This window comes from Mycobacterium sp. 1164985.4 (genome assembly GCF_001668575.1).
Lineage (GTDB): Bacteria > Actinomycetota > Actinomycetes > Mycobacteriales > Mycobacteriaceae > Mycobacterium.
This window is the reverse complement of sequence record NZ_LZMD01000011.1, coordinates 13,696-32,618: the sequence shown is the minus strand read 5'-3', so window position 1 is coordinate 32,618 and position 18,923 is coordinate 13,696. Positions and strand designations below refer to the sequence as shown.

Sequence of the window (18,923 nt, the reverse complement as noted above, 5' to 3'; positions counted from 1 at the left end):
AACGTCAACCGCGCGATGTCGTGGCGCTCGGCGGAGGTGACCACCCGGGCGGAGAGGCCGACCCCGTTGCGCACGCCGCAGCCAGGTTGTTCGAGGTGTCGATGCTGGATGCCGTGCTCCCGCCCACGAGAATCGTTGCGCCGGTGTCACCTTCGATAGCGGCCCGATCGGCCCGGATGCGCTTGACCAGATCGGCGATCGCGGTGTCGTTGAGTCCGGTGGCGGGATGACCTGAATGATCGCGGTGCCGTTCCGATTGACGCCAGGCGCCGCCATCCCGACACCTTCCTCGCGGCAGCGCGGGCCGCCACGCGGCGTCAGGCGCGGGCGATGTTCTCGATGATGATTTCGCAAGCGGTCTCGTAAAAGGCGCTGATCAGCGTGGAGAAGGACAGCTCGAACGGATAAACCATGTGCACGTCCAGCGATTCGAGGTTCCATTCCGGCAGCAAGGGAACGAGCGTGCCCTCGCGTAACTCGGCGGTGCAGATGATCTGGGTGGGCATGGCGCCGAAGCCGAGTCCCTGCATGATGTATTGCTTGCAGACCTGAAAGTTGTTCGCACGCGCGCGCACTGGTGGCGTCAACTCGCGGCGGCGACCCTTCGCGGTGACCATGAGCCTGCGGGGCCCGCCGAAGCCGAAGTCGATGAACGGAATTGAGTCGAGCTGCGCGGGGTCGCAGATCGGCTCCGGCAACCCGGCGAGGAATTCCGGTGAGGCGCACAGGAACAGCTCGAGACTGAACACCTTGCGCGCGATCAGCGTGGAGTCCTGTAGCGGGCCGGTGCTGAACACCACGTCGAAACCGTCCCGGATCGGATCGACCATGCTGTCGACCAGCCGAATGTCCAGCCGGGAGTGCGGGTAGTGCCGCAGGAACGCCGCGCCGACCCGCGAGGCGTAGTCGATGCCGACGAACACCGGGATCGCCACCCGCAGCTCACCCTGAGGCTCCTGCCTGCTGCCCTCGACGAGCGCGCGGACACCATTGGCCTCGGCCAGGATGTTGACCGCGTGCGCGTACACCTGCTCGCCCAGGTCGGTGACGGTGAGCTGATGGGTGTTCTTGCGCAGGAGCTTGATGCCGAGGTCGGACTCCAGCTTGGTCAGCTTGCGGCTGACCGTCGACTTGGGCATGCCGAGCAGCGCCGCCGCCTTGGACAGGCTGCGATTCTCCACGACCTTGCCGAAGATCAGCAGGGCATCGACGTCGAAGGGCAGGTTCTGTTCCATCGCCCTCCTTTGGTGTCGAGCGCACGCTTGCGTCCGCGTTTCGCGAGTAGCGGCGCGAAGAACCGTGCACTCGGCGGCGTCCTGGCCTCCACAGCGTTCCAAATATGCAACAGGGTGTTGCGCTAATGGGTCTGTTTCGGCCATTTGGCCGGCGGTACCTTCGGCGTACCGTCTTGCGCCCGACGAGGAGGACCGTTGAGTCACGACAGCCTGGTGACCAAGCCCGCGAGCGGACACTGGACCGACGCCCACCCCGAACTCGGTCGCGGGCCGGTGTCCCTGGAGGACTGCGTCTCCGAGGAGTTCTACGAGAAGGAACGCGAACACGTCTTCAAGAAGACGTGGCTGTACATGGGGCGCGTCGAGCGGGTGCCGAAATCCGGCAGCTACTTCACCCGCGAGCTGAAGTTCCTCAATACCTCGGTGATCATCGTGCGAGGAAAGGATGACGTCGTCCGCGCATTCCACAACATCTGCCCGCACCGGGGCAACAAGATGCTGTGGGAGGATGACCCCTTCGCCGAGGTCGAGGGACGCGCGCCACTGTTGTACTGCCGCTTCCACGGCTGGCGCTACAAACTCGACGGCTCACTGCACTCGGCCACCCGCAAGGATCTGCTGCTCGACTTCGACGCCGACAGCTGCCGGGTGCCCGCCATTCAGTGCGAGGTGTGGGAGGGCTTCATCTTCATCAACCTCAACCCGCACAACAGCGAACCGCTGCGTGATTACCTGGGCGAGCTGGCGCACGAGATCGAGGGGTACCCGTTCGCCGGCCCGCATCAGGTCTACAAGTTCAAGGCCGAACTGCAGTGCAACTGGAAGATCTTTCTGGACGGGTTCGCCGAGAGTTATCACGGGCCCTACCTTCATGCATCGTCGTTCGGCGCGGTCACCGCCGAGGCCAGGGACGCGTTCGACCAACCGAATCCGTTCACCGACGCGCTGGCCTATCGGCTCAAGGGTCCGCACCGGATGTTCTCGTTCTCCGGCGAACCGTCGCGAAAGACGCCGTACTCCAAACCGATCGAGTGCGTGTTCGAGGCGAGCGCGGCAGGGCCGTGGAACAAGAAGAGCGACCGCGGGCCGATGCCTCCGGGCATCAACCCGACGCGATCGGAGAAGTACGGCTTCGACTCGTTTCAGTTCTTTCCGAACTTCGTGCTGATCTTCGGTGCGTCCGGTTTCACCGTCCACACGCACTGGCCCACCGGGCCGCATTCGCACATCTTCGAGACCGAGGCGTACTACCAGCCCCCGACGACGCACAAGGAGCGGCTGGGTCAGGAGCTGACGATCACGTATCTCAACGACATCATCCTCGAGGACGCCAGTCCCTCGGAGGGCCTGCAAGCGATGCTGAACAGCGGCGCGCTCACCCATTTCACGATGAACGACGAGGAGATCCTGCTGCGCCACTTCCACAAGGTGGTCGGTGACTACGTCGAGAACGGAGTAAAGGCCGCAGAAGAACAGAGGGCGATGCGATGAATCCAGCTCTGCCGCCGGAGTTTTCGCACCTCGAACATCTCGTGCCCGAATGGGCCATCGAGGACGGCCACGCGCGTTATGTGAAGCGGGTCAGCAGTTCGATGGAGCAGATCCGGGCGTTCTATGACGAGATCTTCCCGTATGCCGAGGAAGCGGTGGCCTACATCGACAAGTTCGACTACTCCGAGCCGCTGCCCGAGGACGTCGCAAACCTGCGCAACCTTCTCTACTCTCTGATCACCGTTTCGCTCGCGGTCGAGCTGTGGCACCAGCCGCGAGTCAAACATTCGGCCAGCACGATACTGACGAGGGTGAGTTGAGCGCCGTGAGCCTGACCTCCGCACAACTGGACGTCGTCGACCTGACGCCCAGGATCGGCAGCGAGATCCGCACCGACCTGGACACGCTGTTGAGCGGCCGCGCCGCCGAGAAGATCCGCGCCACACTGGAACAACGCGGCGTCGTGTTCTTCCGCGGATTGCAGATCAGCGACGAGCAACAGGTCGTGATCGCCAGGTCGCTGGGTACCGTCGTGGCCAACGAGGGTGAGGACGGGATCTACAAGATCTCGCTCGACGAAAGCGTCAACCAGCGAGCGAAGTACCTGAAGGGTTCGCTGTTCTGGCACTTCGACGGGTCCTTGCAGCCCTATCCGAACCTGGCCACGCTGCTGCGCGCGGTGAAACTCGCCGATAGCGGCGGCGATACGGAGTTCTGCAACACCTACGCCGCTTACGACGATCTGCCGCAGTCGGACAAGGACCTCATCGCCGACCTCCGCGTCGTGCACAGCGCCGAACGGTCTCAGTACTATGTGACGCCGGAGATGAGTTACGACGAGATCGCGTTCTGGCAGAAGTCGCCGACGAAGACGTGTCCCATCGTGTGGACGCATCAGTCCGGCCGCAAATCCCTGTTACTCGGCGCGACAGCCGATTACGTCGTCGGCATGCCCGTTGAGGAGAGCCGCGCCCTGCTTGCCCGGCTTCGGGATTGGGCGACGCAGCCACAGTACGTCTATCGGCACGAGTGGGAGGTCGGCGATCTGCTGATCTGGGACAACACGGGCACCATGCACCGCGCGCTGCCTTATGCGGTCGACAGCGGTCGCCTCATGCACCGAACCATCCTGGCGGGCGAAGAGCCACTGACTTGAAACTGGGCATCGCGACACCGGTCGTCACCAACGTCGCCGGAGCGGCACTCACGTGGGAACGCGACGCAGGCGTCAAGGACATCGGCCGCGTCGCCGAGGCGGCCGATCGGCTCGGCTACCACCACCTGACCTGCAGTGAGCACATCGGCATCCCGGCGTCCGAGGCAGGGCGGCGCGGTGCCAGGTACTGGGACCCGCTGGCCACGTTGGGTTACGTCGCGGCCCGCACCGAGCGGATCCGGCTCGTCACCATGACGCTGGTGCTGGGATATCACCACCCCCTGGCCATCGTGAAGCGGTACGGCACACTGGATCACGTCAGCCGCGGCCCGCGCGCCGACGACGCGCTGCGGGCCCTGCGTGCAGCCCTGTCGAGCAATGAGCCCTCCTACGACGGCGAGTACTACTCATTCGGCGGCCTGATCGTCGACCCGTGTGCACTGCAGGCTCACATGCCGATCTGGGTCGGCGGCCGGACCCGGCGTTCGCTGCGGCGGGCGCTCACCCTCGCCGAGGGTTGGGCACCGTTCGGCATCTCACTCGAGACCGCCGCGGAATGGCTCCGCGCACGCGACGTCCCGCCCGGCTTCGATGTCGTGCTGGCCGCCGACCGTCCTCTCGACCCGATCGAGAACCCCGATGCCACGCGGGAAACGTTGCGCGCCATGGCGGAAGCGGGCACCACGATCGTATCCGCGCGATTCGTACACCGTTCGCTCGAGCACTACCTCGAGCAGATCCACGCCCTCGCGGAACTGCACCACGAAGAAAGGTGACCATGGCCGACGACGCCACACCGCTCCTGACGCCGCTGACCGCCGATGAGTGGGGCGACGACGAGTACGCTGCCGTCGGCGCGCTGATGGGCATACCGGGCGGCGAGGTTCCGCGTGCAGGTTCTGGAGAGCCCCGTGACCCGCTCAATTTCGACATCATCGGGGTGCTGGCCCGGCACCCGAAGATGGCACGGAAGTTCCTCGCCTACAACGCGTTTCTGCTGCAGCGCGGTGAGCTGTCTCTGCGCCTGCGCGAGTTGGCGGTGCTGCGGCTGGCGCATGTGCGGCGCTCGTCGTTCTTCTGGGGTGAGCACGTCAAGGTCGCCACGGCCGGCGGCCTGTCCGACGACGACATCGCCCGGATCACCCGCGGTAACACCGAATTCGACGGGGCGGACCGGCTGGTTCTCGAGGCCACCGACGAGTTGCTCGCCGACGGCCGCGCGACGCCGACCACATGGCGTCGTCTCGTCGACGAACTCGGCACCCACCAGGCGATGGAGCTGATCTTCGTGGTCGGCACCTACGCCATGCTCGCGATGGCCTGTGGCACATGGCAGCTCACCCCGCCGCCGGGCAGCGCCTCGCTTCCGGGCTAGCAGTCGTCGGGACCGGGCGCGGGCCCGTGGTCGTCGGTGCGTGCCCGTCCGCGCCAACTGCGGACGCCCCGGTGCGCGGCGAATGCGCCGGCGACCGCGGTGATGCACCACACCGCGATCGCCGCGTATGTCAGCGGTGAGGACAGGTCTGAAATCGACGCTCCCAATGCGGTGTACACGAAGGCTCGTGGGACCGACCCGATGAACGCGCCGACCGCCATCTGCCACAACGGAACTCCGAACGCACCGAAGGCATAGGAGGCGAGCGCGTCGGAGATACCCGGGACGAAGCGCTGCCCGACGACGGCCCACAGCCCGCCGCGCGCGATGAGGCCGTCGAGTCGGGCCGCCCGGTCCTCGCCGAGCAGCGCTCGTGCACTGTCGCGTCCGGCGCGCCTGCCGACCAGGCTGGTGACGCAGGCTGTGGTGACCGTCGCGCCAAGGGTGGCGAACGTGCCGACCAGCGGACCGAACAGCACGCCGCTTGCGGCCGCGAGGATCGGACCGGGGACGAACACCGCGCCGAGCAGGCCCGAGACCACGACGTAGACCAGCGGCGCGATGGGGCCGGTGGAAGCCACGGTGCGACGGACGTGCTCGACGTCGATCACCCCGGTCACGACGACCAGATAGAACATCCCGAGCAGGAATGCGGCGAACAACACCAGCCGGAGAATGTGTCGCCGACGGGTGGTGGGGCGGTCGCTGGGCGTCATGTCCAGGCAATCTTGCCGCACACGCGGTTTAGCCCTTCTCTCGGCGACGGCATGGATGTACCATTTGGTACATGATTACCGAGTGTGCTGCCGAGATCGACGCACCGGCTGCTGCCGTATGGGACGTGTTCAGTGACGTCGAGCGCTGGCCGGAGTGGACGGCCTCGGTGACTCGCATCACGGCGCTCGACGCCCGGGAAGTGTTGGTGGGCAATCGATTCGAGATCAAGCAACCGCGCATGCCGAAGCTGGTCTGGGAGGTTACCGAGGTGACCCCGGGAGCGTCGTGGACCTGGGTGCAGCGTTCGCCCGGCGGGCTCACGGTGGCTCGCCACGACGTGACGCCCGTCGAAGACCATCGGACCCGCATCCACCAGACACTCGAACAACGCGGGCCCGTCGGAGCCCTCGTCGGCCTGCTGATGCGGTCGATGACCAGGCGCTACCTCGACCTCGAGGCCGAGGGGTTGAAGGCGCGCTGCGAGCATCTACACCGGCTCGATGGCCCGGCCACCTGATCTCGAGCGTCGCAAAGAACTGCTGGACGACCTCGTTGCGGAGGTCTCACGCAACGGCATCGGCGACCGCCCGCTCCGTGGCCTGGCAGCCGCGGTCGGCACCAGCCACCGCATGTTGGTGCATCACTTCGGGTCACGCGACGGACTGTTGCTGGCGATCGTCGGTGAGGTGGAGCGACGCCAGATGGCGACCACCCGGCAGCTCCCCGAGGATCCCGCCGAGGCCGTGACGGCGATGTGGGCGAACCTGCGACGACCTGACCTACGCCCGTTCGAGCGGCTGTTCTTCGAGTGCTACGCGCGGGGCGCGCAGGGCGAGCAACCGTTCGCGCAGATGCTGCCCGGCGCGGTCGTGGACTGGCTCGCCCACCTGACCGGTGCGGACGATCCCGCGATGATGCGGCTCGGCCTGGCCGTGACCCGCGGCCTGCTGCTGGACCTCGTCGCCACGGAGGACCTCGACGGCGTCGACGCCGCGGCCGCCGCGTTCGCCGACCTCATCCGTGCGTGCCGGCGTTGAGGCTCAGTCCTCGCTGCTGCGGCGTTCGCCGATGAACGCCAGCAGCCGGGGGTCCTCGGAGGTGAAGACGTCGACTTCCTCGCCGCCGTCGCAGCGCAGCAGCGCGACGGTCACGCTGCCTTCCCGTCGCGCCCGCACCTCCCAAATAGCGCCCGAGTCCTGCCAACGCTGCAGATCTGCCACTCGGTCCACCGGCATTCCCCTACCATCTCACCGCATGGGTGGCCGCCCAAGTGTTGACGTCGCGCGGGTCTACGACCCGCCGGGTGACCGGGACGGCGTCCGGGTTCTGGTGGACCGGTTGTGGCCGAGGGGTTTCCGCAAGAACGATCCGCGGATCGGCCGGTGGCTGCCGTCGGTCGCGCCGTCGACCGAGCTGCGGCGCTGGTATTCGCACCAGCCCGAACGGTTCGAGGAGTTCGTCGCCCGCTACACCGCCGAACTGGAGACCGAAGCCGGTGCGCAGGCGCTGGGCGAATTGCGTGCCCTGCTGGCGCAAGGGCCTGTGACGCTGGTGACCGCGACCCGCGACGTCGAGCTGAGCAATGCCGAGGTCCTTCGGGACCTCCTGATGCGGCCGGCGTGAGACGATCGCCCCATGCTGCCGAAACTCATGCGATGACCGTCGTTCTCGCCATTCGTTGCGCCGACGGGGTCGTGGTGGCCTCCGACTCGCAGATCACCGATCCCGAGCGGGGCCTGAGCTATCCGGCCCAGAAGCTGCACCCCCTCGGCGACCACGCCGCATGGGGCGGCAGCGGTTCGCGTGCGGTGCTCTACGACCTCGAGCAGATCTTCGACAACGAACCGGACGCGATCGTGGAGGCTCCCGACATCGGCCACGCGCTGCAGGGCCGCGTCCTGCCGGTGCTCAAGCGTCACTACGAGAACTTCATCGAGGATGTGCCCGCAGGCAAGCCGGGCGCCACACCGGCGACCTACGTACTGGCGGCCGGCTATGCGAACGAGAAGCCGTTCATCGTCGACATCGATCCGCATGGCCTCATCGGCCACTACGAGGAGATCGGCTTCCACGCTGTGGGCAGCGGATCGCCGATGGCCCAGCAGGCCCACGCGCTGCTCGCGCACTTCGGGATGACCGAACGCAGCGTCGACTACGGCGTGGTGGCCGCGCTGCGGGTGCTCGACGCGCTGGACGCGTCCTCGCCCAGCGTCGGTGCACCGATGGACATCTGCCGGATCACACCTGACGGAGCCCGGCATCTCGACGAGGAGGCGGTCGCCGAGGTCCGACGCAAGGTGCAGCGGTGGGCCGACCTCGAACACAAGGCGCTCGACGACCTGTTCGCATGACGGGCACCAGCGGCGGGGGAGGAAGGTAAGTCTTGCCTTCGTCGGTCCGGTAGGCTCGGCGGGCGATGACCGAGATCGACGATGCACCCTCGCCTGTACTTCCGCGGGAGCTGACGGACATTACCGATGCGGTGCGTGAGGTCGCGGCACCGCCCACGCCGGTCCTCGCCGAGCCGTATCTCATCCGGCTGGCCGACCCCGACACGGACGCGGAGATGGTGTCGGAATGGATGAGCCGCCCTCACCTGGTCCAGGCGTGGGAGTACGACTGGCCACCGCAACGGTGGCACCGATATCTGAGCGCCCAGCTGGCGGGTGAATACTCCCGGCCGTTCGTCGGTTTCTTCCGGGGCCAGCCGTTCGTCTACATCGAGCTGTACCGGGCCGCCAAGGATTCGATCGCGCCGCGGTACGACGCGGACCCTCACGACATCGGAATGCACGCGGCGATCGCCGAGCTGCGATTCGTCAACCGCGGCATCGCGCCAATACTGTTGCCGCGCTTGACCGCCAATATTTTCGATCTCGATCCGCAGTGCCGTCGGATCATGTTCGACCCGGACCACCGGAACAAGGGCGCGCGCGATGTCTGCGAACACGCCGGTTGTGTCTTCCTCGGCGAGCACGACATGTCGAACCGGCGCATGGCGTTGTACGCGCTGCCGCGCACACCCGCCCTCGACGCCCCGTAGCGCTCAGGGCAGCTGGTTGAACTCCGCGTAACCGTCGTGGTCGGGCTTCATGCCGGCAGCCACCAGTTCCCACAGCACCTCGTCGGTGCCTCCACCAACGCGGGCCAGTTTCATGTCACGCCACCATCTTCCGAGCGGAGTCTCGTCGACGAGATAACCGGAGCCGCCGAAGAGGTGCATGCATTCGTTCATCACCTCTTCGCCGAGTCGGGCGGCGTTGGCCTTCATCGCGGCGGCGGTGCGCAGGTCGAGCTTGCCGGTCGCGGCGATGCCGTCCAGCGCATACCGGAGCATGTCGACGCGTGCCTGCAGGTTGGCCATCCGCAGCCGCAGCGCCTGATGTTCCCACAGCGTGCTGCCGAACTGGCGGCGAACCATCATGCGCGCCTGGGTGATTCCAAGCACGCGCTGCGCCGAGGTGGACACCAGGCCCGCCACCGACATGCGTTCCTGCGCCAACCCCCAGGAGATGGCGGCCAGGCCGATGCCCGCGCGCGCCACCAGTGCGTCGGCGGGCACCCACGTGTCGATGTGCACGGCGGCGGTGTCGAGAGGGCCGGCGCCGACCTTGCGATAGGGCGCCTGGATCTCACACTGCGCAAGCGGAACCGCGATGACGACGACGCTGCCGTGCTTGCTGTTCGGATCGTGGTCGACGCTGCGGGCCACGCACATGATGTGGTCGGCGATGGGGGACAGCGAGACGAACTTCTTGACGCCCGCGACCTCGAAACCATCGCGCGCAGAACGGACTTCGGTACCGACGATCTGCAGGTCGGATCCGCCGGACTGCTCGGATGCGCCGATGCAGAGCACGGCCTCGCCCCGGATCGCGTGCTCTGCGATCTCCTCTAGGTATTCCGACTTGCCGAACCGGCGCAGGATCGCGATCGCCGAGTCGTGCAGACCCACCCCGACCCCGATGCCTGCCGAGCCCAGCCGGCCGAGCTTGCGGGCCAGCTCGATCACCTTGGCGACGTCGGGGTGCTGTTGTCCGGGCGGCCACTTGGCGGCGAAGACACCGGACTCACCGAGATACTCGATGATTTTGCGCGGGAACCGCTCTGTCTCCTCGGCTTCCGCGGTCCACGCGGTGATCCGGTCGTCGAACACCCTCTCGAGCAGGTCGCGATAGTCCTCGAGCGGCGGTGCGTCGGGCGCTTCGGCGGTGGCCGTCATCGGCTGGCTCCCTCCAGGGTGCGCTTGACTTCGAGGCGGCGCAGCTTGCCCGACGAAGTGCGGGGCAGCGCACCGGGTTTGAGGAACACCACGTCGGCGGGCACCACGCCGCAGTGCGACGCCACACGCGACACAATCTCGCTGCGGGCAGCGGGCTCGTCGTGGCCTTTGAACTCCGCGGCGATCACGAGGCCGGGGCGTGCCGATGTCTCTCCCGTTCCGACGGCGACGACGCAGCCGTCGCGGACTCCGTCGATTTCGCCTGCGACGCGCTCGATCTCGTTGGGGAAGACGTTGCGGCCCGCGACGGTGATGAGTTCCTTCGCGCGGCCGCAGACCACAAGACCGTCGTCGGTGAGATAGCCGAGATCACCGGTGGGCAGCCGCGCGTTGCGGTCGATCGGGGCCTCGCCGACGTACCCGTTCATCAGCGAGGTGCCGCGGACCTCGACCTCACCGACCTCGCGACCGGTCACCTCGGTGGTGTGTTCCGCCTCGGCGTTGATCCGGATCTCCATACCCGGGATCGCGTGGCCGAGGACGGCGAAGCGGCGGTTGGTCTCGCTGCCCTCGGTGATCACCTGCACATCATCGACGCGCAGCCCTGTGAACGGCACGGGAACACTGACCGCACAGGTGGATTCGGCCAGCCCATAGGATGGGGCCAGGGAATTGGGGTTGAACCCGAACCGGGCCATTCCTTCGGAGAAGCGTTGGTAGCCTGCGCAGTCGACCGGCTCTCCACCGTTGAGGGTGAAACCGAGGTGGCTGAGATCCAAGCCCTTCAGGTTGCTCGCGTACTTGCCGATCAGGTTGAACGCCATGTTCGGCGCCGCGGTCATCGTGGCCTTGCTCTCTATGAGCCACTTGAGCCAGTTGAACGGGGACGCGGCGAACGCCGACGTGGGGGCCTGCCACAGATCCGCGCCCCCGAGCGTGGCCGTCAGAAGGAAGGCCAGACCCATGTCATGGTAGATCGGCAGCCAGCTGTGCAGCCGGGACTTCTCGTTGACGTTGACCCGCTCGATCAATCCGCGCAGGTTGGCCAGCGAGGCCGCCGGTGAAATCTGCGCGGTGCGAGGCGTTCCCGTCGACCCCGCGGTGCCCTGCAGGATTGCGACGTCGGCGGTGGCCGGGCCGCGGAACGTCGTGGAGCGGCGTGGGTGCGCGACCTCGGAAAGGTCGTGAACGGCGATCGTGTCGGAATGCTTGCGCAGCAGCGCCAGTTCGGTGCCGTGGCTGAACACGGTCGTGACTCCGATCGAGCGGAACCGGTCCAGCGTGGTCTGCGCCCACTGTTCGGGGTCTGCGCGCCGGATAGGCCCGGGCAGGATCGACAGGCCGGCGCCGGCGAAGAACGCTCCGGGGATTGCAGCGATGAACTCGACCGTGGGATCGCCGATGAGGCCGACGCCGGTGGCCTGATCGTCGGTGATTCGCTCGGCCATGTTCTCGGCCCGCGCGTGGACCTCGGACCACGGATGTTGCGTCCACTGGCCGGATTCGGCGTCGAGGACGTGCAGACTGGTCGAGGTCTCCGACATCGCCGACGACAGGGCTGCGGCCAGCTCGGTCACGAGTTCGTGGGTGTCGCAGCCGTTTTGGCCAGAATGGCAGCTTCCAGATCGCCGACGGTGTCGCAGCTCAGGAGGTCCTCTTCGCTCAGCGCAACGCCCAGCCGATCCTCGATCGCGACCATCCCCACGGCGAAGGCGACCGAGTCGAGACCCACGTCGTCGATCAAGCGGGAATCGCGGGTGACTCGTCGGACGTCGACGTTCATATCGTCGCGCAGGATCTCGGCGAGGGCGACGCTCACGGCTTCTGGAGTAGACGGATTCACGGCGAGCGACGGTACTACGTCGAATCAGGTAAGGCTAGGCTTACCCCAGCGTGGATCAGGGGTAGCGGGCCAGTTGTAGGCGCCCGCGCCGCTCGCCGCCGTCGATTGCCACCAGCGCCGGCACCAATTCACTGGTGACCAACCCGTCTTCGGTGGTCAGCTCGTCGACGATGTCGAAAGCGGCCGCGATTCTGGCGGGGCTGTCGACGACGATGGTTGTGACCGGCACCTGCCGGGCGGCCTGGATCAGCCGGTCGCCGTGCGGCTTCTGCCGGCCGCGGAATCCCCAGATGCCGCGGAGCACCGTCGCTCCGCTGCTCGCCTCCACCTCGTGGAGCCGGCGCACGAGGGCGCGGTGGATGGGCACGCGATCGTGCAGGGTCGCCTCCGATGTGTAGGTCATCAGCTTCTGCCACAGCGGACACCCGGCTGTGTCGGTCTGCGGTAGCGCGGGTGGGCGGCCGAGCAGCCGGCCGCCGCGCTTGCACACCTGGACGCGCTCGACCGTGTAGAGGGGAGCGGGCAACTCACGTTCGAGGTATTCGATCGCTTGTTGCGCCTGCGCCGCCTCGCCCGTGGCGATGATCATCTCGGGCACGTCGACGTTCCTGCTGAAGAACCGGGCCCGCTTACGCACGCCGTGGCAGGTGCCGTCCACGCCGAGAAAGACCACGGCTCCGAAGAATCCGAGCTCGTGCAGGGTGTCGCAGATCGCTTGGTGCGCGGGTCGGCCGCCGATGCGGTTTTGGCGGCCGACGTAGACGGTCAGCTTCGTGGTCTCCGGTAGCGCCGCGGCGTCGGCGCCACCGGTGAGCCCAGCCCGTTCCAGGGTGATGAGGCCGCGATGCATCATCGCCGCCACCCGGTCGGCGAGCGGGGCGACTTTGTCGGTGACGTCCACGGCCGCGACCGCGATGGGCGGGTCCTCGGACATGCTCAGCGTCCGGTCGGTGCGCACCTGGTGACGCGGTCCGAACCCGGCGATGCCGCGCAGCACGGCGCTGGTCGCCAGGCCGGCATCGGTGTAGAGGTCCAGCAGCGCGTCGGCGAGGAAGCATTCCTCGACGCGTTGCCGCTCGCCGAAATAGGTGGTCAGCTTGAGGTAGTCGACGCTCACAGGTTCCCCCCGCACCAGATGCCGAAGGCCGCCGCCGCGACGCCGAGCGCCACGCTGACGACGATGTTGGCCGCCGCGGGCAGGCCCTGGCGCTCTTCGCCAATGCGCTGGGTCTCCAGCATCCAGGTGGAGAACGTCGTATACGAGCCGATCAGTGCCGTGCCGAACAGCAGCGCGAGATGAGGGCTGAGGGCGAGGCCGGACAGCAGGCCCAGGATCACCGCACCGCTCACGTTGACCACCAGCGTGCCGTACGGGAACACGCCGCCCACCCGTGCCGACACGGTGCGGTCGACGATGAACCGCAACACGGCGCCCACACCGCCCAGCACGACGACGCCCGCCCACACCGCGATGGTCATCCGCGCACCCGAACCCGTCGCACCAACGCCGTCGCGGTGTACACGGCGATCAGGCCCGCGATGACGCTGGCGGTCAAGTATCCGGCCGCCAGGCCGTAGTTGCGGTGCTCGAGCATCCTGACGATCTCGACCTGCATGGTGGAGAACGTGGTCAATCCGCCGCACAGCCCGGTGCCGAGCATCGGCCGACGGTAGCTCGACAGTGGAAGCCGCTCGAGCAGTCGAGTGGTGAAGTAGCCGAGCAGGAATGCGCCGACGATGTTCACGCCGAACGTCGGCCACGGCCACTGCCCGGGTTCGGGAGCCAACAGTGTCTCGACCGCCGCGCGGGCGAGGGTTCCCAGCGCACCGCCCACGAAGACGGCGAGCATTTCGCGGCCGTCGTATCCAAGCACAGCCAAAGTATGGCGGTACCGACACGCGTCGCATGACCGCAAGGAGCAGAATCGGGTGCATGGCGCCCAACCCCCGAGCCGGTCAGCCGGCGCAGCCCGAGGATCTCATCGACATCGCTTCCGTGGTGACGGCGTACTACACCCGAGAGCCCGACCCCGACAACATCGACCAGCAGGTGGTGTTCGGCACATCGGGCCATCGCGGTTCCAGCCTGGACGCGGCGTTCAACGAGGCGCACATCGTTGCCACCACGCAGGCCATCGTCGAGTACCGCGCAGCGCAGGGCACGACCGGGCCGCTGTTCATCGGTCGTGACACGCACGCGCTGTCCGAGCCGGCGTGGGCGTCCGCGTTGGAGGTGCTGGCCGCCAATGATGTTGTCGCGATGATCGATTCGGCGGACCGCTATACGCCGACTCCGGCGGTCAGCCACGCGATCCTGACGTTCAACCGTGGCCGCGAGGGCGATCTGGCCGACGGGATCGTCGTCACGCCGTCGCACAATCCGCCGCGCGACGGCGGGTTCAAGTACAACCCGCCCAACGGCGGGCCCGCCGATACCGACGCCACGGGTGCTATCGCCCAGCGGGCCAACGAGCTGCTGCGCGACGGGCTCAAGGGCGTCAAGCGGGTGCCGCTGGCGCGGGCGCTGCAGTCCGCGCAGCGCCACGACTACCTCGACGCCTATGTCGCCGATCTGCCCAACGTGGTGGACCTGCATGCGATCAGCGCCGAGAAGATCCGCATCGGGGCCGATCCACTCGGCGGTGCGAGCGTCGATTACTGGGGCGCCATCGCCGAACGCCACAACCTCGATCTCACGGTGGTCAACCCACTCGTCGACGCGACGTGGCGGTTCATGACGCTGGACACCGACGGCAAAATCCGAATGGACTGCAGCTCGCCGAATGCGATGGCCGGCTTGCTCCGGGCGATGAGCGACGATCCCGACGCCTACCAAATCGCCACCGGAAACGACGCGGATTCCGACCGGCACGGGATCGTCACCCCGGACGCGGGCTTGCTCAATCCCAACCACTACCTGGCCGTCGCGATCGACTACCTCTACTCGAACCGGCCGTCGTGGCCGGCGTCGACGGCGGTCGGGAAGACGGCGGTCAGTTCGTCGATCATCGACCGCGTGGTCGCCGGCCTCGAACGCAAGCTGGTCGAGGTGCCGGTCGGGTTCAAGTGGTTTGTCGACGGATTGCTCAGTGGGACAATTGGTTTCGGTGGTGAGGAAAGTGCCGGAGCGTCGTTCTTGCGACTGGACGGGTCGGTGTGGACGACGGACAAGGACGGCATCATCCTGGCGCTGTTGGCGTCGGAGATCTTGGCGGTGACGGGTGAGACGCCGTCACAGCGCTACGCGAAGCTGGCCGAAAAGTACGGCGCACCAACGTATGCCCGCGTCGACGCGCCCGCTGACCGTGAGCAGAAGGCGCGGCTGGGCAAGCTGTCGGCCGAGGAGGTCTCGGCGACCGAGCTGGCGGGTGAGCCGATCACGGCGAAGCTGACGACGGCGCCGGGCAACGGCGCGCCGCTGGGTGGGTTGAAGGTGACGACGGAGAACGCCTGGTTCGCGGCGCGGCCGTCGGGCACCGAGGACGTCTACAAGATCTACGCCGAGTCGTTCAAGGGTCCCGAGCACCTGGCGGAGGTGCAAGAAGCGGCGCGTGAGGTGGTCAATAAGGTCATCGGGTGAGCTCTGAACCGGAGGGCGACTGTCCGAGGGGGACCGATCGGGCGGTGACCCAGCCGAAGCTGCCGCGCGAGGTCTGGCTGCTGGTCGGCGCGAATGTCGTGGTGGCGCTGGGTTATGGCGTGGTGGCACCCGTGCTGCCCCAGTACGCGCGTCACTTCGGGGTGAGCATCAGCGCGGCGACGTTTGTCATCACGGCGTTCGCGTTGATGCGCCTGATCGCCGCGCCGCCGGCCGGGCTGCTGGTGCAGCGGCTGGGGGAGCGCCGGGTGTACATCAGCGGGTTGATCATCGTGGCATTGTCGACCGGTGCGTGCGCGTTCGCGCAGACGTACTGGCAGCTGCTGGTGTTTCGCTCGCTGGGCGGGCTGGGGTCGGCGATGTTCACGGTGTCGTCGCTGGGATTGATGATCCGGATCTCGCCGGAGAACGCGCGCGGCAGGGTGGCGGGCATGTTCTCGACCGGGTTCCTGGTCGGTTCGGTCGGGGGCCCGGTGCTGGGCAGCCTCACGGCTGGTCTCGGCCTGGCGGCGCCGTTCGTGATCTATGGGGCGGCGCTGATGGTTGCTGCGGGTGTCGTTTCCGTCAGCCTGCGGGGGAGCACCCTCGCGGCGCCTTCGGAGACGGTGGACGCGGCGGTGTCGGTGAAGCAGGTGCTGCGCCACCGGGCGTATCGCGCGGCGTTGTTCTCGAACTTCAGCACGGGGTGGGCGGCGTTTGGGCTGAGGATCGCGCTGGTGCCGCTCTTCGTGGTGGAGGGGCTCGGCTACAGCGCGGGAGCGGCCGGGCTGGCGCTGGCGACGTTCGCGATCGGCAACGTGTCCGTGGTCATTCCGAGCGGTTATCTGTCCGACCGGATCGGCCGCCGCAAGTTGCTGATCGTCGGGCTCACCGTGTCGGCGGCGTCGACGATCCTGGTCGGCTACACGACGTCGTTGCCGATCTTTCTCGTCGCGGCGTATGTGACCGGTGCGGCGACCGGTGTCTTCGTCTCACCGCAGCAGGCGGCGGTGGCCGACATCGTCGGGAATAAGGCGCGCGGTGGGACCGCCGTCGCGACCTTTCAGATGATGGCGGACCTGGGTTCGATCATCGGATCGCTGGTGGTGGGGCAGATCGCCGAGCGTGCGTCGTTCGAATGGGCGTTCCTGGTCAGCGGGGTGATCCTGGCGGTCGCGGCGCTCATTTGGGTCTTCGCGCCCGAGACCCGGGGCCGGCCCGCCGAGCACACGCCGGCGCGCGCAATCGGGCCCGAGGCCGGTGGAGAGTTGCCGTAACCAGCGATTTTGAGCGCTTCCCGCAGGTGGTGTAACTTCGATGGGCACGACTTCAGGGGCTATGGCGCAGCTGGTAGCGCACCACACTGGCAGTGTGGGGGTCAGGGGTTCGAATCCCCTTAGCTCCACTTCTAAAAAACCCGCTCCGACCATTGACCGGGGCGGGTTTCTTGTTTGCGGGCCGGTGTCCTATCCCGCCCGAGTGTCCTAACTCTGTCCTACGGTTGCCGAGAACGCCGCCGACGCAGCGGTCAGCCGGTCGTCGGTCACGCGCCCGTAGACCGCCTGAGTCATCCGCTCGGTGTGGCCGTGCCACGCGGCCACGACGTCGGCGGCGACGCCCGCCGCGCGCATCCGAGAGATGTTGGAGTGCCGCAGCTTCCCGAGCGTGATCGCCTTGAGGCCCGCAGCGTTGCGCTGGGCGGTGAACTCACGGCTGTAGTCGCGCACCGGCAGCGACGTGCCGTCGGCCCTTGAGAGCAACAGGTCGGCGTCGGCCAGCGGTCGGCCCAGAGCCAGGCGCTCGCGCAGGTGCACCGATCGCATGGCCTTGATCATTGTTAGCTCGCGCGGCGGCACCGGCAGATCGCGGGCGCTACGGTCTGTCTTGGTGGGCACAATCATGTCGCGCCCGTTGATGTCCACGCGGGCCTGTCGGATTTTTAGCGCGCCGGTTTCCAGGTCGAGGTCCGACCACCGCAGCCCGCCGACTTCCTCACGGCGAAGCCCGAGGAGCGTAAGCGCGAAGCACCCGCCGAGGCGGTGGGCGGCGACGTGATCGAGAAACTTGCCCATCTGGTCGGGCGTCCAGATGTCCTCGGCGGCAGTCGCGATGACGACCTTTTGCTCGGGTGAGGTTAGGTCAGCCGAGGGGTCATAGGTGAGCCAGCGCATTTTGCGGGCGTGCGCCATTACCGACTTGAGTCGGACGATTGCGCGGCGCTTGGTGGCGGGTGCCAGCGCCTTGCCGCCCTTGCCGGTCAGCGTCGCTGACCAGTCGGCAAGCGCCGACGGGGTGAGCTTCTGGACCGGCACCGCGCCAAACGCCCGGCGGGCGTAGGCGAGCGACTCACGGTCGGCGCGAACGGTATTCGGCCCGATGGATGGGTCGGCGTGGCGCAGCTTGAGCCAGTGGTTGGCGACATCATCGAACGTCTGCGTAGATTTTGGCGTCCAGGTGTGTTCTCTCCACTGTTGACGCTGTTCGCTCACCCAGTCCTGCGCCTCTTTTTTGGTGGCGAAGATCTTGGTCGGCCGAATCTGCTTGCCGCTAACTGGATCGGTCCCAAGGCTGGGTCGTGCGCGCCAGCCCTTTCCGGAGGGAAGCTTCCTGACCGAGCTGTCGGTGCGTTCGCCGCGGTGTCGAGATTCGCCGGTCATTTGCTTGAGCCCTTCCGTGGTTTAGGTTTGCCGCCAAGGTCTCCGGCCTGGAGGTGGCCAGCCTTGCGTGCGCGGGCGAGCCACTTGTTTGCAGTGTCAACTGAGACCTGATAGTGCTCGGCGATTGCACGGCGGACGCTCAGGCCGTTCTTTTGGCGATCGCGATGAGCCTGTTTCGCGAACTCGGCTATCGAAGCGTAATGAGTATCCGAATGCCCATGTGGTCCAGGTCGTTTGGGTGGTGGCTTCTCTGGATTGAGAAACGCTTGTGTGGTCGGGTCAAGGCCCACGGTGGCGGCGTGCGCGAGGCGGTCGAGATACCGCGCAAGCTTGCGTAGATCCGCGGGTGTTATCGGTACGTCGTGCTCGGGCGAGTCGATGTGCAGCTCCATGACTTCCGGGCCTTCGGAGGCCTCTCTGGCCCGGACCCCATACACGAATGGGTGCCCCGAGAGCGTGATTTTGGTGTCAATACCCGGAGCGGAGTAGGCGATGGGCTTGCCGTCAGGGCCGTCACGGTAGTGCACGTGTTCGTTGCCTATCAGGGCGCTGACTTCTGCGATTTGCCCAGAGACAGTCCCGGGACGGACGAAATCGAGCCGGTTCCTTGCCATAATTTGTACCGTAGTCGTAACTTGAAGTACGGGTCA

Annotated in this window: 23 protein-coding genes and 1 tRNA gene; 13 read left to right on the top strand and 11 right to left on the bottom strand. The window is 67.0% G+C overall.

Annotation, left to right across the window (positions count from 1 at the left end):
- Nucleotides 1–317: 317 nt before the first annotated feature.
- Nucleotides 318–1,235, bottom strand: coding sequence for a LysR family transcriptional regulator (locus tag A5650_RS00695; RefSeq protein ID WP_067285287.1), 918 nt, complete (start codon nt 1,233–1,235; stop codon nt 318–320).
- Nucleotides 1,236–1,430: 195 nt separating this feature from the next.
- Here A5650_RS00695 and A5650_RS00690 point away from each other — a divergent pair, with 195 nt between their 5' ends.
- From A5650_RS00690 to A5650_RS00670, 5 genes are read left to right on the top strand one after another with little or no spacing between them, the layout of a single operon-like run.
- Entirely contained in the window at nt 1,431–2,726 is a 1,296-nt protein-coding gene (locus tag A5650_RS00690; RefSeq protein ID WP_067285285.1) for an aromatic ring-hydroxylating oxygenase subunit alpha, read from the top strand.
- Nucleotides 2,723–3,046 (top strand): hypothetical protein, encoded by a 324-nt coding sequence (locus A5650_RS00685; protein WP_067285283.1) that lies wholly within the window; start codon nt 2,723–2,725, stop codon nt 3,044–3,046. The genes A5650_RS00690 and A5650_RS00685 overlap by 4 nt, the downstream gene beginning before the upstream one ends.
- A 5-nt stretch (nt 3,047–3,051) precedes the next feature.
- The gene (locus tag A5650_RS00680) at nt 3,052–3,882 is read left to right on the top strand and encodes a TauD/TfdA dioxygenase family protein (RefSeq protein WP_067285281.1); all 831 of its coding nucleotides are present in this window, start codon (nt 3,052–3,054) and stop codon (nt 3,880–3,882) included.
- Entirely contained in the window at nt 3,879–4,658 is a 780-nt protein-coding gene (locus A5650_RS00675; protein WP_067285279.1) for an LLM class flavin-dependent oxidoreductase, read from the top strand. Before A5650_RS00680 ends, A5650_RS00675 begins: the two co-directional genes overlap by 4 nt.
- Before the next feature lie 2 nt (nt 4,659–4,660).
- A complete protein-coding gene (locus A5650_RS00670) occupies nt 4,661–5,257 on the top strand; it encodes a carboxymuconolactone decarboxylase family protein (RefSeq protein WP_067285277.1) in 597 nt (198 codons plus the stop codon).
- On the opposite strand, the gene A5650_RS00665 is transcribed toward A5650_RS00670, so the two are convergent.
- Complete coding sequence (locus A5650_RS00665; protein ID WP_067285275.1) at nt 5,254–5,973, bottom strand: TVP38/TMEM64 family protein; 720 nt, start codon at nt 5,971–5,973, stop codon at nt 5,254–5,256. The genes A5650_RS00670 and A5650_RS00665 overlap by 4 nt on opposite strands.
- 71 nt (nt 5,974–6,044) lie before the next feature.
- Between A5650_RS00665 and A5650_RS00660 the strand changes: the two genes are divergently transcribed.
- Nucleotides 6,045–6,491: an SRPBCC family protein gene (locus A5650_RS00660; RefSeq protein ID WP_067285273.1), complete on the top strand. Its 447-nt coding sequence runs from the start codon at nt 6,045–6,047 to the stop codon at nt 6,489–6,491.
- Nucleotides 6,475–7,011, top strand: coding sequence for a TetR/AcrR family transcriptional regulator (locus A5650_RS00655; protein WP_067285271.1), 537 nt, complete (start codon nt 6,475–6,477; stop codon nt 7,009–7,011). The genes A5650_RS00660 and A5650_RS00655 overlap by 17 nt, the downstream gene beginning before the upstream one ends.
- A gap of 3 nt (nt 7,012–7,014) precedes the next feature.
- Here the strand turns inward: A5650_RS00655 and A5650_RS00650 are convergent, their stop codons facing one another.
- Nucleotides 7,015–7,209: a hypothetical protein gene (locus A5650_RS00650; protein ID WP_067285269.1), complete on the bottom strand. Its 195-nt coding sequence runs from the start codon at nt 7,207–7,209 to the stop codon at nt 7,015–7,017.
- A 19-nt stretch (nt 7,210–7,228) separates the two neighbouring features.
- On the opposite strand from A5650_RS00650, the gene A5650_RS00645 reads away from it, so the two are divergent.
- The 3 genes from A5650_RS00645 to A5650_RS00635 all read left to right on the top strand — a co-directional run bounded on the left by A5650_RS00645 (nt 7,229) and on the right by A5650_RS00635 (nt 9,017).
- The gene (locus tag A5650_RS00645; protein ID WP_067285267.1) at nt 7,229–7,597 is read left to right on the top strand and encodes a DUF488 domain-containing protein; all 369 of its coding nucleotides are present in this window, start codon (nt 7,229–7,231) and stop codon (nt 7,595–7,597) included.
- Nucleotides 7,598–7,629: 32 nt separating this feature from the next.
- Nucleotides 7,630–8,325, top strand: a complete 696-nt coding sequence (locus A5650_RS00640; protein WP_067285266.1) for a proteasome protein — start codon at nt 7,630–7,632, stop codon at nt 8,323–8,325.
- 65 nt (nt 8,326–8,390) lie between these two features.
- Nucleotides 8,391–9,017, top strand: coding sequence for a GNAT family N-acetyltransferase (locus tag A5650_RS00635; protein WP_067285265.1), 627 nt, complete (start codon nt 8,391–8,393; stop codon nt 9,015–9,017).
- A gap of 3 nt (nt 9,018–9,020) precedes the next feature.
- Here A5650_RS00635 and mbtN read toward each other — a convergent pair whose 3' ends face one another.
- From mbtN to crcB (A5650_RS00605), 6 genes are read right to left on the bottom strand one after another with little or no spacing between them, the layout of a single operon-like run.
- A complete protein-coding gene (mbtN, locus tag A5650_RS00630) occupies nt 9,021–10,196 on the bottom strand; it encodes a mycobactin biosynthesis acyl-ACP dehydrogenase MbtN (protein WP_067285263.1) in 1,176 nt (391 codons plus the stop codon).
- Nucleotides 10,193–11,764, bottom strand: coding sequence for a long-chain-fatty acid--ACP ligase MbtM (gene mbtM, locus A5650_RS00625; RefSeq protein ID WP_082950540.1), 1,572 nt, complete (start codon nt 11,762–11,764; stop codon nt 10,193–10,195). The genes mbtN and mbtM overlap by 4 nt, the downstream gene beginning before the upstream one ends.
- Before the next feature lie 5 nt (nt 11,765–11,769).
- Nucleotides 11,770–12,039: a mycobactin biosynthesis acyl carrier protein MbtL gene (gene mbtL / locus A5650_RS00620; RefSeq protein ID WP_082950537.1), complete on the bottom strand. Its 270-nt coding sequence runs from the start codon at nt 12,037–12,039 to the stop codon at nt 11,770–11,772.
- A gap of 55 nt (nt 12,040–12,094) precedes the next feature.
- Nucleotides 12,095–13,156, bottom strand: coding sequence for a DUF190 domain-containing protein (locus A5650_RS00615; RefSeq protein ID WP_067285261.1), 1,062 nt, complete (start codon nt 13,154–13,156; stop codon nt 12,095–12,097).
- Entirely contained in the window at nt 13,153–13,518 is a 366-nt protein-coding gene (gene crcB / locus A5650_RS00610) for a fluoride efflux transporter CrcB (RefSeq protein WP_067285259.1), read from the bottom strand. The genes A5650_RS00615 and crcB (A5650_RS00610) overlap by 4 nt, the downstream gene beginning before the upstream one ends.
- Entirely contained in the window at nt 13,515–13,913 is a 399-nt protein-coding gene (gene crcB, locus A5650_RS00605; RefSeq protein WP_156743959.1) for a fluoride efflux transporter CrcB, read from the bottom strand. The genes crcB (A5650_RS00610) and crcB (A5650_RS00605) overlap by 4 nt, the downstream gene beginning before the upstream one ends.
- A 59-nt stretch (nt 13,914–13,972) precedes the next feature.
- Here crcB (A5650_RS00605) and pgm point away from each other — a divergent pair, with 59 nt between their 5' ends.
- The 3 genes from pgm (at nt 13,973) to A5650_RS00590 (ending at nt 17,021) form a co-directional block, all read left to right on the top strand.
- Nucleotides 13,973–15,619: a phosphoglucomutase (alpha-D-glucose-1,6-bisphosphate-dependent) gene (gene pgm, locus A5650_RS00600; protein WP_067285257.1), complete on the top strand. Its 1,647-nt coding sequence runs from the start codon at nt 13,973–13,975 to the stop codon at nt 15,617–15,619.
- Entirely contained in the window at nt 15,616–16,893 is a 1,278-nt protein-coding gene (locus A5650_RS00595) for an MFS transporter (RefSeq protein WP_067285255.1), read from the top strand. The genes pgm and A5650_RS00595 overlap by 4 nt, the downstream gene beginning before the upstream one ends.
- Before the next feature lie 55 nt (nt 16,894–16,948).
- Nucleotides 16,949–17,021: transfer RNA gene (locus A5650_RS00590), tRNA-Ala, on the top strand.
- 79 nt (nt 17,022–17,100) lie between these two features.
- On the opposite strand, the gene A5650_RS00585 is transcribed toward A5650_RS00590, so the two are convergent.
- Both A5650_RS00585 and A5650_RS26650 read right to left on the bottom strand, forming a co-directional pair.
- On the bottom strand, nt 17,101–18,273 hold the full coding sequence (locus A5650_RS00585) for a tyrosine-type recombinase/integrase (protein WP_067285253.1): 1,173 nt from the start codon (nt 18,271–18,273) through the stop codon (nt 17,101–17,103).
- Complete coding sequence (locus A5650_RS26650) at nt 18,270–18,887, bottom strand: hypothetical protein (protein ID WP_156670799.1); 618 nt, start codon at nt 18,885–18,887, stop codon at nt 18,270–18,272. Before A5650_RS26650 ends, A5650_RS00585 begins: the two co-directional genes overlap by 4 nt.
- Nucleotides 18,888–18,923: the final 36 nt, after the last annotated feature.

What these genes read in the sequence shown, in the direction of transcription:
- A5650_RS00695 (WP_067285287.1), bottom strand. Translation starts at nt 1,235, where the DNA reads ATGGAACAGAACCTGCCCTTCGACGTCGATGCCCTGCTGATCTTCGGC.
- A5650_RS00685 (WP_067285283.1), top strand. Translation starts at nt 2,723, where the DNA reads ATGAATCCAGCTCTGCCGCCGGAGTTTTCGCACCTCGAACATCTCGTG.
- A5650_RS00670 (WP_067285277.1), top strand. Translation starts at nt 4,661, where the DNA reads ATGGCCGACGACGCCACACCGCTCCTGACGCCGCTGACCGCCGATGAG.
- A5650_RS00665 (WP_067285275.1), bottom strand. Translation starts at nt 5,973, where the DNA reads ATGACGCCCAGCGACCGCCCCACCACCCGTCGGCGACACATTCTCCGG.
- A5650_RS00660 (WP_067285273.1), top strand. Translation starts at nt 6,045, where the DNA reads ATGATTACCGAGTGTGCTGCCGAGATCGACGCACCGGCTGCTGCCGTA.
- A5650_RS00655 (WP_067285271.1), top strand. Translation starts at nt 6,475, where the DNA reads ATGGCCCGGCCACCTGATCTCGAGCGTCGCAAAGAACTGCTGGACGAC.
- A5650_RS00650 (WP_067285269.1), bottom strand. Translation starts at nt 7,209, where the DNA reads ATGCCGGTGGACCGAGTGGCAGATCTGCAGCGTTGGCAGGACTCGGGC.
- A5650_RS00645 (WP_067285267.1), top strand. Translation starts at nt 7,229, where the DNA reads ATGGGTGGCCGCCCAAGTGTTGACGTCGCGCGGGTCTACGACCCGCCG.
- A5650_RS00640 (WP_067285266.1), top strand. Translation starts at nt 7,630, where the DNA reads ATGACCGTCGTTCTCGCCATTCGTTGCGCCGACGGGGTCGTGGTGGCC.
- A5650_RS00635 (WP_067285265.1), top strand. Translation starts at nt 8,391, where the DNA reads ATGACCGAGATCGACGATGCACCCTCGCCTGTACTTCCGCGGGAGCTG.
- mbtN (WP_067285263.1), bottom strand. Translation starts at nt 10,196, where the DNA reads ATGACGGCCACCGCCGAAGCGCCCGACGCACCGCCGCTCGAGGACTAT.
- crcB (WP_067285259.1), bottom strand. Translation starts at nt 13,518, where the DNA reads ATGACCATCGCGGTGTGGGCGGGCGTCGTCGTGCTGGGCGGTGTGGGC.
- pgm (WP_067285257.1), top strand. Translation starts at nt 13,973, where the DNA reads ATGGCGCCCAACCCCCGAGCCGGTCAGCCGGCGCAGCCCGAGGATCTC.
- A5650_RS00585 (WP_067285253.1), bottom strand. Translation starts at nt 18,273, where the DNA reads ATGACCGGCGAATCTCGACACCGCGGCGAACGCACCGACAGCTCGGTC.
- A5650_RS26650 (WP_156670799.1), bottom strand. Translation starts at nt 18,887, where the DNA reads ATGGCAAGGAACCGGCTCGATTTCGTCCGTCCCGGGACTGTCTCTGGG.